Origin of the sequence: Nocardioides islandensis (genome assembly GCF_015352455.1) — a bacterium.
Lineage (GTDB): Bacteria > Actinomycetota > Actinomycetes > Propionibacteriales > Nocardioidaceae > Nocardioides > Nocardioides islandensis.
This window is the reverse complement of the sequence record NZ_JADKPN010000005.1, coordinates 178541-191601: the sequence shown is the minus strand read 5'-3', so window position 1 is coordinate 191601 and position 13061 is coordinate 178541. Positions and strand designations below refer to the sequence as shown.

The following is a 13061-nucleotide window of genomic DNA, read 5'->3' as shown; positions in this document are numbered from 1 at the left end:
CACCGAAAAGAGACCAGCCATGCAGCGCAGCAAGACCTACCGGGCAGCCTCCGAGACCTTTGACAAGGCCGAGGTCTACGCCCCGCTCGCCGCGATCAAGATCGCCAAGGGCGCCAGCAAGAAGAAGTTCGACGAGACCGTCGACGTCGTGATGCGGCTCGGGGTCGACCCCCGCAAGGCCGACCAGATGGTCCGCGGCACCGTCAACCTGCCCCACGGCACCGGCAAGACCGCCCGCGTGCTCGTCTTCGCCAACGCCGACAAGGCCGATGCCGCCCGCGAGGCCGGCGCCGACGTGGTCGGTGGCGACGAGCTGATCGACAAGGTCAGCGGTGGCTGGCTCGACTTCGACGCCGTGGTCGCGACCCCCGACATGATGGGCAAGGTCGGCCGCCTCGGCCGCGTGCTCGGCCCCCGTGGCCTGATGCCGAACCCGAAGACCGGCACGGTGACCCCCGACGTCGCCAAGGCCGTCTCGGACATCAAGGGCGGCAAGATCGAGTTCCGCGTCGACCGGCACGCCAACCTGCACTTCATCATCGGCAAGGCGTCCTTCTCCGAGGTCCAGCTGGCCGAGAACTACGCCGCCGCCCTCGAGGAGGTGCTGCGGCTCAAGCCGGCCAGCTCCAAGGGCCGCTACATCAAGAAGGTCACGGTCTCCACGACGATGGGCCCCGGCATCCAGGTCGACCCCAACCGCACCCGCAACGTGACGGGTGAGGACGAGGTCGCTCCCGCCTGATCGGCGGCCCGACGGCTGGTACCTTCGGCGCGTGAGCACGGCGGAGGCCCGCGTGGGGGAGTCCCTCGGGGTGACCGCGAGCCTCGGCGTCCTGGCCGAGGTGCGCGCTTTCGTCAGGTCCGCCGTCGGCGGGCTGGGAGCCGACAAGCGCACCGTCTCGGCGCTCGTCCAGTGCGTCGACGAGTGGGTGACCAACGTGGTCGTGCACGGGTACGGCGAGACGCCGGGCCCCGTGTCCGTCACGGCCCGCCGCGACGGCGACGACATCGTCGTCGTGGTGCGCGACGAGGCTTCGGCGTACGACCCGGCGACCGCTCCGTCCTTCGACCGGGATGCTCCCCTGGAGCGGCGCCCGTTCGGCGGGATGGGCATCGCCCTGATCAGGGACCTGAGCTCGAGCTTCGAGCGCAGGGCTCCGACCGGGGCGACGCCTGGTGTCGGCAACGAGGTGACCATGCGCCGACCGGCGCTGACTGGAGGAGCGTAAGTGTTCACGTCGATCGACCGGATCTCCGACTCCGTCGCCGTCCTCGGGCTGGACGGCGAGCTGGACGCCTCCAACTACCGGGACCTGATGACGACCGGTGAGCAGCTGTACGCCGAGGGCGTGCGCACGCTGGTCCTGGACATGAGCGACCTCGAGTACATGTCGAGCTCGGGCATCGTGGCGCTGCACTCGCTGGCGCTGGTCTACCGCGGCCAGGCGCCCCACGACCCGGACGCCGGCTGGGAGGCACTGCACGCCGCCCAGGCCGACGCCGAGGCCGGCGGCCCTCACGACCAGCTGCGGCTGGTGGCGCCGAGCGAGGCCATCGACGTCGTGCTGGAGCGCACGGGCATGAGCCGGATCATGCCGGTCTTCCCCGACCGCGCCGCCGCCCTCGGCGGATAGCGCGGTGTCCGAGCTCGCGTCGCTCGCCGACGACCCCGGGCTCGAGGTCCTGCTGGCAGCCGCCTCGGCGCTGGCCGGTGGTGCGGCGATCGCCCTGGAGGACAGCCCGGGACCGGACGGCCGGTCGCTGCCACTGCGGCTGGACGAGCGCACGGTGGGCCACGTCCACTACGACGCGGCCGTCCCCGGCGAGCTGGCCGAGCTGGTCCGCGCCTCGCTGGAGATGACCATCCGCGGCGCCCGGGCGCACGCGTCGCGGGTCAGGGCGGCCCAGGAGCTGGCCATCGGCCGGGACATCCAGCGCTCGCTACTGCCGCGCCGCTTCCCGGACGTCGCAGGGTGGCGGTTCGCGGCCGACTACGAGCCCGCCCGGGAGGTCGGTGGAGACCTGTACGACGTGTTCCGGGTCCGCGGGTCGGGTGCGGACGTGGCCCTCCTGATCGCCGACGTGACAGGCAAGGGCGTCCCCGCCGCGCTGCTGATGGCCGACACCAAGGCCCTGCTCCACGCCGCCGCCGACAACGCCGACGACCCGGCCGACGCGCTGTCGAGGGTGAACCGGATCCTCACCCTCGAACGGCGCAGCTCGCTGTTCGTGACCGCGGCCCTGGCCGAGGTGGACGCCGGGAGCGGCGCACTGCGGCTCGCGAGCGCGGGACACGAACCGCCCCTGCTGCTCGGCCCCGGCGGACGGGTCGAGCAGATCCGGGCCGGTGGCCCGATCCTGGGCGCCTTCGCCGGCGCGACGTACGACCTCACGGACTGCCAGGTCGCGCCGGGTGAGACCGTCGTGCTCTACACCGACGGCATCACCGACACCCGGGACGAGGGCGGCACGTTCTACGGCGAGGCGCGGCTGCTGGCCCTGGTCGCCGGGCTGCATGGGGTGGAGCCGGAGGAGGTCCTCGCGGCCGTGCTCGACGACGTGCGGTCGTTCCGTGGGGAGGCTGAGGTCTACGACGACCTCACCATCCTGGTCGCCCGCCGCGAGCCCTGAGAGGCACGCCTAGTTGTCGAGGCGCTCCTCGACGAGGCGCTCGGAGACGATCGAGCCGTCGATGTCGAAGCGGCCCTGCATGAACTTCTTGCGGAACTCGATGTCGAGCCCGGTGGCGCCCTGCCGGTTCTTCTCCAGGGTGACGACCGTCCACTCGCGCATCCGCTCGAGGCCGTTGATGTCGTAGACGAGGGCGTCGCGGTTCACGATGTCGGCCTTGGTGTTCATGATCATCACGATGTCGGGCTCGTAGGCCAGTGCGGTCGAGCCCTTGAGGTGCCGGGCGCGCATCCGCTGGCCGGGGTTGAGCCCGTCGCGGTCGGCCGACGACAGCGCGAGGACCGGGCTGGCGAAGTCGATGGCCAGGTCCTTGAGCTGCTGGGTGATCAGGGTGATCTGCTGCTCCTCGGACATGGTGCGGTCGAACGGCTTCACCTTCTGGAGGTAGTCGACGACGATCAACGGCGGCTGGCCGGTGTCGGCGTACACCTCCTTGGCGTTCTCGTTGATCGCGGCCATGTCGGTGTGCGCCGAGGTCGACCGGTGGATGACCAGCCGGTCGGAGTACTTGCCGATCGACATCAGGGCGTCGAGACCCATCGACCCGGCGGTCTCGAGGAGCCGCTCCGGCAGGCCGCCGACGCCACCCTTGCCGTCGAAGGCCTCGCGGATCTGGGAGATCGGCGGGGCGCTGGTGCCGAACATCAGACCGGCCTCGAGCGAGATCAGGCGCTGGAGCAGCACCTCCGCCTCGAGCTCGAAGGAGAACATCACCGCCGAGCAGCCCGCCGCGGCGGCGTTGCGGCACATCTGGAGCGCCATCGTCGACTTGCCCTGGCCCTGGGGGCCGGCGAGCACGTTCAGGGCGCCGGCGCGCATGCCGCCGCCGATGCTCTCGTCGAGGATGGGGAAACCGGTCGGCCAGATCTGCACCTCCGCCTCCGGCGAGCGCAGGCGCGCGTCGGAGCGCTCGACCACAGCGGTGAGCGAGGTGAGCTTCTGGTCCATGTGTCCAATTCCAGCGAACCTCAACTATCCGCTCGGGCAGAACGCCGGGATCTGGCCCGAAAGGAGCATTGGCATGGCCCGAACGGACCACGACCCGGCTAGACACACCGGACGCCCCGCCCGATTGTCCGGGCGGGGCGTCATGTCGGTGGTAGGGCGGTCGTCGCGCCGTCACTTGTCGGCGAACAAGCGCTCCTCGACCAGCTGCTCGGCCACGATCTTGCCTTCGGTCTCGAACCGGCCCTGGTGGAACCGCTTGCGGAACTCCAGCTCGACCGCGTCGTGACCCTGGCGGTTCTTCTCCACGGTGATGACGGTCCACTCGCGGTACTTGTCCAGGCCGTTGACGTCGAAGAGCAGGTGGTTGCGGGCCACCACGTCGGACTTGGTGTTCATGATCAGCACGACGTCGGGCTCGTAAGCCAGCGCGGTGCCGCCGCGCAGGTGACGGGCACGCATCCGCTGGCCGGGCTCGAGGCCCTGCTTGTCGGCGGCGGCGACGGCCATCACGGGGGCCTCGAAGTCGATCGCGAGGTCCTTCAGCTGCTCGGTGATCTTGGTGATGCTCTCCTCGTCGGAGAGCCTCGCGTCGTCGAACTTCACCTTCTGGAGGTAGTCGACGATGATCAGCGGCGGCTGACCGGTCTCCCCGATGACCTCCTTGATGCACTCGGACATCGTCGGGATGTCGGTCGCGGTCGTGGTGGAGCGGTGCACGACCAGCCGGTCGGCGTACCCCTGGATCCGCATGATCGCCTCGATGCCGGCGGTGCCGGACAGTCGTTCGGGCAAGCCCCCCAGCTTGCCGTCGTTGCCTTCGAACGCCGACCGCACCTGGGTCAGGCCCGGTGCGTGGATGCCGCCGATGAGGCCGGACTCCATCGCGATCAGGCGCTGCAGGAGCCCTTCGGCGTCGAGCTCGAACGAGAAGAAGACGGCGGCCCTGCCGGACGCCACGGAGTTGCGCGCCATCTGCAGGGCCATGGTCGTCTTGCCCTGACCCTGAGGTCCGGCAAGCAGGTTGAGCGCCCCGGCCCGAAGGCCACCCCCAAGGACGTCGTCGATGAGTGGGAACCCCGTCGGCCAGAGCCGCACCGAGGAGTCCGGGGACCTCAACCGAGCATCAGCACGATCCAAGATCGTGGCAAGAGAATGCAGTTTCGGGTCCACGGTCCCATTGCAACAGATCGCAGGCGCAGGCGTGACCGTTCGGTAAAATCTGACTAGTCCGGTCGGAGCGTGCGGATCATCCGTTCGGAGGACGTTGACGGCCCGACCGTCACGATTTGTCCGCGCCGTGCGTCGGCCCGTACTGTGGGCCGCTGAAACCAGAGACCGCTGGTCGGCAGGCTGTTCAGGATCGTTCTGACGGCTCGTCCGAAGGTCCCGCAGCAGTGGGCGGCCCGCGCAGGTGACAGAGCATGAGTGTCCGGTCCGCCGGTCATCTTGACGCCCTGAGCCTGCGCTCGGGGCGTTCGTCGTTGTCGGGCCCGGAACACCACCTGCAGCGGTCTCCCCATCCGGAAGGAGATCCATGGCGCGGGCTGAGAAGGCTGCGGCTGTCGCGGAGATCGTTGAGTCGTTCAACGAGGCTTCGGGCGCCGTCCTCACCGAGTACCGCGGTCTCACCGTGAAGCAGCTCCAGGAGCTGCGTCGTTCACTGCGTGGGAACGCCGACTACGCCGTGGTCAAGAACACGCTGGCCAAGCTGGCCGCCACCGAGGCGGGCATCGACGGCTTCGACGACCTGCTCACCGGCCCGACCGCGATCGCCTTCATCAACGGCGACGTGGTCGAGGCGGCCAAGGGTCTGCGTGACTTCGCCAAGGCGCACCCCACCCTCGTGATCAAGGGTGGCGTCCTCGACGGCAAGGCTCTCGACGCGAAGGAGGTCGCCCAGCTGGCCGACCTCGAGTCGCGCGAGGTGCTCCTGGGCAAGCTGGCCGGCGCGATGCTCGCGTCGCTCAGCCAGGCCGTCTACCTGCTCAACGCTCCCATCGCCCAGGCCGCTCGTCTTGTCGGCGCGCTCGAGGCCAAGCGGGCTGAGTCTGGGCAGGACCTGGCTGCGGCCGCTGAGGAGGCCGAGGAGGCCCCCGCAGCTGCCGAGGACGCTCACGTCGGTTCCGAGGAGGAGGCCGCTGACGACTCGGCGGCCGCCGCCGAGGAGACGACCGAGTCCGAGGACCAGCCGACCGAGGCCTGACGGCTCCGGTCACCACACCACCCACACAAACCCCGGACCGGCCGCGCACCACGGCCGGGCCACCGATTGGAAGGAAACGCCACCATGGCGAAGCTCAGCACCGACGAGCTCCTCGACGCGTTCAAGGAGATGACGCTCATCGAGCTCAGCGAGTTCGTGAAGCAGTTCGAGGACACCTTCGGCGTGACCGCGGCCGCCCCGGTCGCCGTCGCCGCCGCCGCCCCTGCTGCCGGTGGTCCCGGCAACGTGGGCGAGGAGGCCGCCGAGCAGGACTCGTTCGACGTGGTCCTCGAGGCCGCGGGCGACAAGAAGATCAACGTCATCAAGGAGGTGCGCGCCCTGACCTCCCTCGGCCTGAAGGAGGCCAAGGACCTGGTCGAGGCCGCTCCGAAGCCCGTCCTCGAGGGCGTGGCGAAGGACGCAGCGGAGAAGGCCAAGGAGGCCCTCGAGGGCGCCGGCGCCACCGTCACCCTCAAGTGACCCCTCGCTCCTAGAGCGACACCGTCGACAGGCGGGCACCCGACCGGGTGCCCGCCTGTTGCGTTCGACCAGCGGTGGGAGGATCCCGGGCGTGACCATCGCGTTGCTGGGTGACCACAGCGACCATCCCAGCCACCGGGAGCTGGACGCCGTCGTCCCGCGGCTGGCCGAGGAGCTCGGCGTCGAGGCGCGCTGGGTCGCCACCGACGGCGGCGAGGACGTCACGACGTACGACGGGGTCTGGCTCGTGCCCGGGTCGCCGTACGCCGACGACGCGGTCGTCCTGGCCGCGCTGACCCGCGTCCGGGAGGGCGGCACGCCGTTCCTGGGCACCTGCGGCGGACTGCAGTACGCCGTCCTCGAGCTCGCCCGTACCGTCCTGGGTCGCCGCGCCACCCACGCCGAGACCGACGGGGTCGAGGACGACAACGTGGTCGCTCCGCTGGCGTGCTCGCTCCAGGGCGAGCAGCGCCTGGTCACGCCGGTCCCGGGCACCCGTTTCGCGGGCTGGGTGGACGGGCCGTTCGTGGGCACCCACTACTGCTCCTACGCCCCGACCGCCGCCGTCGTGCGGGACCTCGAGGCGGCTGGCGTCGTCGTCGGCGCCACTGCGCCCGACGCCGGAGCCGAGGTGCTGGAGGTCCCTGACCACCCGTTCTACGTGGCCAGCCTGTTCCAGCCGCACGTCGGCGCCTCCAGGGGTGAGCCCCTGCACCCCTTGATCCGGGCGTTCGTGGCGTCCGTCACATCAGGGGCCACCACTCCGTAACCTCCACGCCGCCCGCCCGTTGTGCCTCCTGGAAGCGGTGAACGGGAGGCACTCCTTCCTCGACAGGGCACGGTCGAAGCGAAGGGAGGCGCGACCCCGATGGGTGTCGAGATCAAGATCGACGGACTCACGAAGTCCTTCGGCAAGCAGCTCATCTGGGGCGACGTGACGCTGACCGTCCCCGCGGGCGAGATCTGCGTGATGCTCGGCCCGTCCGGCACCGGCAAGTCGGTGCTGCTGAAGACCCTCATCGGGCTGCTCAAGCCCGACCGGGGCTCGGTGGTCATCGAGGGCACCGACATCGCCAGCTGCTCCGAGCGCGAGCTCTACGAGATCCGCAAGCTGTTCGGCGTGCTGTTCCAGGACGGCGCGATGTTCGGCTCGATGAACCTCTACGACAACGTCGCGTTCCCGCTGCGCGAGCACACCAAGAAGTCCGAGTCCGAGATCCGCGACGTCGTCATGGAGAAGATGGACCTGGTCGGTCTCATCGGGGCCGAGACCAAGCTCCCCGGCGAGATCTCCGGCGGCATGCGCAAGCGCGCCGGTCTGGCCCGGGCCCTGGTGCTGGACCCCGAGATCGTCCTCTTCGACGAGCCGGACTCCGGCCTCGACCCCGTCCGCACGGCGTTCCTCAACCAGCTGATCGTCGACCTGAACGCGCAGATCGACGCGACGTTCCTCATCGTCACCCACGACATCAACACGGCCCGCACGGTCCCGGACAACATCGGCCTGCTGTACCACCGGCACCTGGCCATGTTCGGCCCGCGGGAGATGCTGCTCAGCTCCGAGGAGCCCGTCGTCCGTCAGTTCCTGAACGCCCAGCGCGTCGGGCCGATCGGGATGTCGGAGGAGAAGGATGCCGACGAGCTGGCGGCTGAGAAGGACCAGGAGCTCCCGCCCCTGCCGCCGATCCCCCTCCAGCAGGAGCCGTCCAACGGCATCCCGCGCCGCAGCCAGCGCCCGCCGGGCGAGTGGTGCCGGGAGAACGGCGTCACGCCCCCGCCCGGCTCGTTCGAGCCGAACATGACCATGACGACGGGGGCGTGACGTCATGTCCTCGACCACGGCATCTCGTGTCCTCGCGCCCGTCGGCACCGCCGGCAAGCTCTTCGCTTTCGGCCTCGACGTCGCGCGCGGGCTGTTCCGCCGCCCGTTCCAGACCCGCGAGTTCCTCCAGCAGGCCTGGTTCATCGCGTCGGTGACGATCATCCCGACCGCGCTGGTCGCCATCCCGTTCGGCGCCGTGATCGCGCTGCAGGTGGGCGGCCTGATCAAGCAGTTCGGCGCCCAGTCGTTCGTCGGCTCCGCGTCCGTCCTCGCCGTGGTCCGCGAGGCCGGCCCGATCGCCACCTCGCTGCTCATCGCCGGCGCCGGCGGCTCGGCCATCGCCGCCGACCTCGGTGCGCGCAAGATCCGCGAGGAGCTCGACGCGATGATGGTGCTGGGCATCGACCCGATCCAGCGCCTCGTCGTACCCCGCGTCCTGGCCTGCATGCTGGTCGCGGTCTTCCTCAACGGCCTGGTCAGCGTCGTGGGTGTCTCCGGCGGCTACGTCTTCAACGTGGTGCTCCAGGACGGCACGCCAGGGGCCTACCTGGCGAGCTTCACCGCGCTCGCCCAGCTGCCGGACCTCTGGCAGGGCATGGCCAAGGCCCTGGTGTTCGGGATGGTGGCCGCCATCGTCGCGTCGTACAAGGGCATGAACGCCAACGGCGGCCCGAAGGGCGTCGGCGACGCGGTCAACGAGTCGGTGGTCGTCAGCTTCATGCTCCTGTTCGTCATCAACTTCGTGATGAGCGCGATCTACTTCCAGCTCGTCCCGCCGAAGACGGGTTGACCACGATGGCCGGCTTCAAGTCCCTCTACCAGACGCCCGCGAGGTCGCTCGACGACCTCGGCGGCCAGCTCGCCTTCTACCTGAAGGCGATCGCGTGGACACCGCGCACGGTCTCCCGCTACAAGAAGGAGATCCTGCGGATCCTGGCCGAGGTGACCCTCGGGTCCGGGTCGCTCGCCGTCATCGGCGGCACGGTCGGCGTCATCACCGCCATGTGCTTCTTCACCGGCACCGAGGTCGGGCTCCAGGGGTACGCCGCGCTCAACCAGCTGGGCACGTCGGCGTTCTCCGGGTTCGTCTCGGCGTACTTCAACACCCGCGAGATCGCCCCGCTCGTCGCGGGCATCGCCCTGGCCGCGACCGTCGGCTGCGGCTTCACCGCGCAGCTCGGCGCGATGCGGATCTCCGAGGAGGTCGACGCGCTCGAGGTGATGGCGATCCCGTCGCTGCCGTTCCTGGTCACCACCCGCATCATCGGCGGGCTCATCGCGATCATCCCGCTGTACGTCGTGGGGTTGCTGTCGTCGTACTACGCGACGCGGCTGACGGTCACCAAGTTCTTCGGGCAGAGCGAGGGCACCTTCGACCACTACTTCAACCAGTTCCTGCCGCCGGGTGACGTGCTCTGGTCCTTCGGCAAGGTGCTGGTCTTCGCGGTCACGGTGATCCTGATCCACTGCTACCACGGTTACAACGCCTCCGGCGGCCCCGCCGGCGTCGGCGTCGCGGTCGGCCGCGCGGTGCGCACCAGCATCGTCGCGATCAACGTGCTGGACCTGTTCCTGTCCATGGCCATCTGGGGCACCACCACGACGGTGAGGCTGGCCGGCTAGTCATGCGGATCAACCACAAGGTCCTCGGGATCGTCTTCCTATGCCTGCTCCTCGCCGGGGTGTGGCTGACGTACGGCGTCTTCAGCAAGAAGTTCGTCTCCTACGACAAGGTGACCCTCCAGACCTCGGCCCTCGGCCTCCAGCTCCCCGAGCGCGCGGACGTGAAGATCCGCGGCGTCATCGTCGGCGAGGTCCTCGGGTTCGACACCGATGCCGATGGCGCGGAGGTCACGCTCGGCCTCTACCCGGACCAGGTGAGGACGATCCCGGCCAACGTGACGGGCTCGATCGTGCCGAAGACGCTGTTCGGCGAGAAGTACGTCTCGCTCGAGGTGCCCGCGGATCCCTCGCCCGAACACATCGAGGCCGGCGCGACCATCGGACGCACCGAGGTCGCCATCGAGGTCGAGAAGGTCCTCAACGACCTGTACCCGCTGCTGCGCGCGGTGCAGCCGGCCGAGATCAACCAGACCCTCAACGCCATCGCCACCGCACTCGAGGGTCGCGGCGAGCTGATCGGCAAGAACCTCGAGACCGTCGACTCCTACCTCAAGCGGCTCAACCCGCAGATCCCGGCGATCGTCGACGACCTCCGGCTGACCGCCAAGGTGTCCACGACCTACGCCCAGGTGATGCCGCAGATCGCGCACATCCTGCGCAACACCATCACGACCACGACCACGCTCGAGGGCCGCGAGGAGAAGCTGAACGCCTTCTTCGACGACCTCGCGACGTTCTCCGACGACGCCCGCGTCTTCCTCGACGAGAACGGCGACAACCTGATCCGCCTCGGCCAGCTCGGCGCGGCCCAGCTGCGGGTGCTGGCGAAGTACGCCCCGGAGTACCCCTGCCTGACCGGCGGCATCGTGAACGCCGGCAAGCTCCAGGCGGAAGCCTTCCGCGGCTTCACCCTGCACATCGTCCTGGAGACCCTGCCGAACCAGCCGCGCGGCTACACCGCGGCCGACGTCCCCGTCCTCGGCGACAAGCGCGGCCCGTCGTGCCTGCACCTGCCGACGCCGCCGTGGTCCCAGTCCAACCCGCTCCGCCACCAGCCCGACTTCGTCGACGGCGTGAACACGCCGACCGGCAAGGGCACCGACCGCGTCGCACCCGGGTTCGGCCAGCAGATGGGCCAGCAGATGGGCCAGTACGCCGGCACCGCCGACGAGACGGCCGTCCTCAAGTCCCTCCTCGGGCCCGGCCTCGGCCTCACCGCCGACGACGTCCCCGACCTCGGCCCGCTGCTCCTGGGCCCGATGGCGCGCGGGGCGGAGGTGACGCTGCGGTGAAGGCCCTGGACAAGAAGACGACCGTCGACCTGGTCAAGCTGGTGATCTTCATCGTGATCACCACACTGGCCACGGGCCTGCTGGCCATCACGATCGGCAACCTCGACTTCGGCACCAGCCGCGAGTACAAGGCGGAGTTCACCGACGCGACCGGCGTGACCAAGGGCGACGACATCCGCATCGCCGGCGTGAAGGTCGGGACGGTCAAGGACATCCAGATCGTCGACCGCACCCGCGCACTGGTGACGTTCACCGTGCAGGAGTCGACGACTCTGTCGCGCGCCACCCGGGCGGACATCCGCTACCGCAACCTGGTCGGGCAGCGGTACATCTCGCTGAGCAACGGCATCGGCGACAGCGACCGGCTGAAGGAGGGGGCCACGATCCCGGTCAGCCAGACCTCGCCGGCCCTCGACCTGACCGTGCTGTTCAACGGCTTCAAGCCGCTCTTCGAGGCCCTGTCGCCCAGCGACATCAACAGGCTGTCCTACGAGATCGTGCAGGTGTTCCAGGGCGAGGGCGGCACGCTCGAGGGGCTGCTCGCGCACACCGCCTCGGTGACCTCGACGCTGGCCGACCGCGACCAGGTCATCAGCCAGCTCGTCGACAACCTCAACGAGGTGCTGGCCCACATCGGCAGCCGCGACGACCAGCTGAACCGCCTCATCACCACGTTCCGCACGTTCGTCGGTGGCCTCAAGGACGACCGCCAGGCCATCCTCGGCTCTCTGGACCAGATCTCCAACCTCTCGGTCGAGACCGCCGGGCTGGTGCAGGGCATCCGCAAGCCGTTCGTGGAGGACATCAAGAACCTGCGCGCCGTGGCCGAGAACATCGACCGCAACAAGGCCGAGCTCGACCGCGCGCTCCAGGTGCTGCCCATCAAGCTGGAGAAGGTGGGCCGGACCGCGATCTACGGCTCGTGGTTCAACTTCTACCTCTGCCAGTTCCAGGGCAACGTCAAGGTCGCGGGCGTCACCGTCCCGGTGCAGTACAACACCGGCTCCGACAGGTGTGCTCTGGGGTGATGGACAGATGAGCAAACCGTTCAGGGAGAGGAACCCCGTCGTGGTCGGGGCGATCAGCCTCGCCGTCGTCGCGGCGCTGATCCTCGCGGCGTTCAACGCGCAGAACCTGCCGATCATCGGCGGCGGCGACGTCTACTACGCCGCCTTCAAGGAGGCCGGCGGGCTGAAGGCCAACGACGAGGTCCGCATCGCCGGCGTGCGCGTCGGCAAGGTGGAGAAGGTCGAGCTCGACGGCGACCACGTGAAGGTGACCTTCCGCATCGAGGACCCGGCCGACTTCGGCAAGGACACGCGGGCCGACATCAAGGTCAAGACCCTGCTCGGCGCGATGTTCCTGGCGCTCGAGCCCGCAGGATCGGGCCAGCTGTCGGCGGGGTCGGAGATCCCCGTGAGCCGCACCAGCTCGCCGTACGACGTCGTGAAGGCCTTCTCCGGCCTCGCCGAGACCTCCGACCGGATCGACACCGACCAGCTGGCGCAGTCGCTGACGACGCTGGCCGACCTGACCCGCAACACCCCCGAGGAGTTCCGCTCCGCACTCGACGGCGTCTCGCGGCTCTCGACCAACATCGCGGCCAAGAACGACCAGATCAACACGCTGCTGGGCAACCTCCAGAACGTCTCGGAGGTCCTCGACGCCCGCGACCAGGACATCGTCGGGCTGATGCGCGACTCCGACGTGCTGTTCCGCGCGCTGGTGAAGCGCCGCGACTCGGTGCACCGGCTGCTGGTCTCCACCACGACCCTCTCCACCGAGCTCACCGCGCTGGTCCGGCAGAGCCGCGCGGACCTCCAGCCCGCGCTGTCGCACCTCCAGTCGGTGGTGGACGTCCTGAACAAGAACGAGGACAACATCGACAACAGCCTCCGGCTGATGGCGCCCTTCTACCGCGTCTTCGCGAACACGCTCGGCAACGGGCCGTGGTTCGACACCTACATCCAGAACATGCCTCCCGTCCCGCAGGTCGGGTGAT

The 13061-nt window shown here is 69.4% G+C and carries 15 protein-coding genes; 13 read left to right on the top strand and 2 right to left on the bottom strand.

Translation table 11 applies throughout. From position 1 onward, the window contains the following. The first annotated feature begins 19 nt into the window (after positions 1-19). From rplA to ISU07_RS10990, 4 genes are read left to right on the top strand one after another with little or no spacing between them, the layout of a single operon-like run. Entirely contained in the window at positions 20-742 is a 723-nt protein-coding gene (gene rplA, locus ISU07_RS11005) for a 50S ribosomal protein L1 (RefSeq protein WP_194706835.1), read from the top strand. A gap of 31 nt (positions 743-773) precedes the next feature. Continuing rightward, a complete protein-coding gene (locus tag ISU07_RS11000) occupies positions 774-1229 on the top strand; it encodes an ATP-binding protein (protein ID WP_194706834.1) in 456 nt (151 codons plus the stop codon). After that, entirely contained in the window at positions 1230-1634 is a 405-nt protein-coding gene (locus tag ISU07_RS10995) for an STAS domain-containing protein (RefSeq protein WP_194706833.1), read from the top strand. A 4-nt stretch (positions 1635-1638) separates the two neighbouring features. Further along, positions 1639-2631 carry a PP2C family protein-serine/threonine phosphatase gene (locus ISU07_RS10990; protein WP_194706832.1) on the top strand — a complete coding sequence of 331 codons (993 nt, stop codon included), beginning with the start codon at positions 1639-1641 and terminating at the stop codon, positions 2629-2631. Between the two features lie 9 nt (positions 2632-2640). Here ISU07_RS10990 and ISU07_RS10985 read toward each other — a convergent pair whose 3' ends face one another. Both ISU07_RS10985 and ISU07_RS10980 read right to left on the bottom strand, forming a co-directional pair. Continuing rightward, positions 2641-3639, bottom strand: a complete 999-nt coding sequence (locus ISU07_RS10985) for a DnaB-like helicase C-terminal domain-containing protein (protein ID WP_194706831.1) — start codon at positions 3637-3639, stop codon at positions 2641-2643. Positions 3640-3810: 171 nt separating this feature from the next. Next, positions 3811-5175: a DnaB-like helicase C-terminal domain-containing protein gene (locus ISU07_RS10980; protein WP_228521724.1), complete on the bottom strand. Its 1365-nt coding sequence runs from the start codon at positions 5173-5175 to the stop codon at positions 3811-3813. Between ISU07_RS10980 and rplJ the strand changes: the two genes are divergently transcribed. The 9 genes from rplJ (at position 5174) to ISU07_RS10935 (ending at position 13060) form a co-directional block, all read left to right on the top strand. Next, on the top strand, positions 5174-5842 hold the full coding sequence (gene rplJ, locus ISU07_RS10975; RefSeq protein WP_194706829.1) for a 50S ribosomal protein L10: 669 nt from the start codon (positions 5174-5176) through the stop codon (positions 5840-5842). The two genes, ISU07_RS10980 and rplJ, sit on opposite strands and share 2 nt — an antisense overlap. A gap of 84 nt (positions 5843-5926) precedes the next feature. Further along, on the top strand, positions 5927-6322 hold the full coding sequence (rplL, locus tag ISU07_RS10970; protein ID WP_194706828.1) for a 50S ribosomal protein L7/L12: 396 nt from the start codon (positions 5927-5929) through the stop codon (positions 6320-6322). 91 nt (positions 6323-6413) lie between these two features. Next, entirely contained in the window at positions 6414-7091 is a 678-nt protein-coding gene (locus ISU07_RS10965; protein WP_194706827.1) for a glutamine amidotransferase-related protein, read from the top strand. 99 nt (positions 7092-7190) lie between these two features. Further along, positions 7191-8144 carry an ABC transporter ATP-binding protein gene (locus ISU07_RS10960; RefSeq protein WP_194706826.1) on the top strand — a complete coding sequence of 318 codons (954 nt, stop codon included), beginning with the start codon at positions 7191-7193 and terminating at the stop codon, positions 8142-8144. A 4-nt stretch (positions 8145-8148) separates the two neighbouring features. Continuing rightward, positions 8149-8934, top strand: coding sequence for an MlaE family ABC transporter permease (locus tag ISU07_RS10955; protein ID WP_194706825.1), 786 nt, complete (start codon positions 8149-8151; stop codon positions 8932-8934). 5 nt (positions 8935-8939) lie between these two features. Next, entirely contained in the window at positions 8940-9767 is an 828-nt protein-coding gene (locus ISU07_RS10950; protein ID WP_194706824.1) for an MlaE family ABC transporter permease, read from the top strand. Positions 9768-9769: 2 nt separating this feature from the next. Then, on the top strand, positions 9770-11059 hold the full coding sequence (locus tag ISU07_RS10945) for an MCE family protein (protein WP_194706823.1): 1290 nt from the start codon (positions 9770-9772) through the stop codon (positions 11057-11059). After that, on the top strand, positions 11056-12087 hold the full coding sequence (locus ISU07_RS10940) for an MCE family protein (RefSeq protein ID WP_194706822.1): 1032 nt from the start codon (positions 11056-11058) through the stop codon (positions 12085-12087). The genes ISU07_RS10945 and ISU07_RS10940 overlap by 4 nt, the downstream gene beginning before the upstream one ends. 7 nt (positions 12088-12094) lie before the next feature. Then, positions 12095-13060: an MCE family protein gene (locus tag ISU07_RS10935; RefSeq protein WP_194706821.1), complete on the top strand. Its 966-nt coding sequence runs from the start codon at positions 12095-12097 to the stop codon at positions 13058-13060. Position 13061 lies beyond the last annotated feature (1 nt).

Excerpts from the sequence above, each read along its gene's own strand:
- ISU07_RS10955 (WP_194706825.1), top strand. The coding sequence starts at position 8,149 with ATGTCCTCGACCACGGCATCTCGTGTCCTCGCGCCCGTCGGCACCGCC.
- rplL (WP_194706828.1), top strand. The coding sequence starts at position 5,927 with ATGGCGAAGCTCAGCACCGACGAGCTCCTCGACGCGTTCAAGGAGATG.
- ISU07_RS10985 (WP_194706831.1), bottom strand. The coding sequence starts at position 3,639 with ATGGACCAGAAGCTCACCTCGCTCACCGCTGTGGTCGAGCGCTCCGAC.
- ISU07_RS10935 (WP_194706821.1), top strand. The coding sequence starts at position 12,095 with ATGAGCAAACCGTTCAGGGAGAGGAACCCCGTCGTGGTCGGGGCGATC.
- rplA (WP_194706835.1), top strand. The coding sequence starts at position 20 with ATGCAGCGCAGCAAGACCTACCGGGCAGCCTCCGAGACCTTTGACAAG.
- ISU07_RS10960 (WP_194706826.1), top strand. The coding sequence starts at position 7,191 with ATGGGTGTCGAGATCAAGATCGACGGACTCACGAAGTCCTTCGGCAAG.
- ISU07_RS10945 (WP_194706823.1), top strand. The coding sequence starts at position 9,770 with ATGCGGATCAACCACAAGGTCCTCGGGATCGTCTTCCTATGCCTGCTC.
- ISU07_RS10980 (WP_228521724.1), bottom strand. The coding sequence starts at position 5,175 with ATGGATCTCCTTCCGGATGGGGAGACCGCTGCAGGTGGTGTTCCGGGC.
- rplJ (WP_194706829.1), top strand. The coding sequence starts at position 5,174 with ATGGCGCGGGCTGAGAAGGCTGCGGCTGTCGCGGAGATCGTTGAGTCG.
- ISU07_RS10950 (WP_194706824.1), top strand. The coding sequence starts at position 8,940 with ATGGCCGGCTTCAAGTCCCTCTACCAGACGCCCGCGAGGTCGCTCGAC.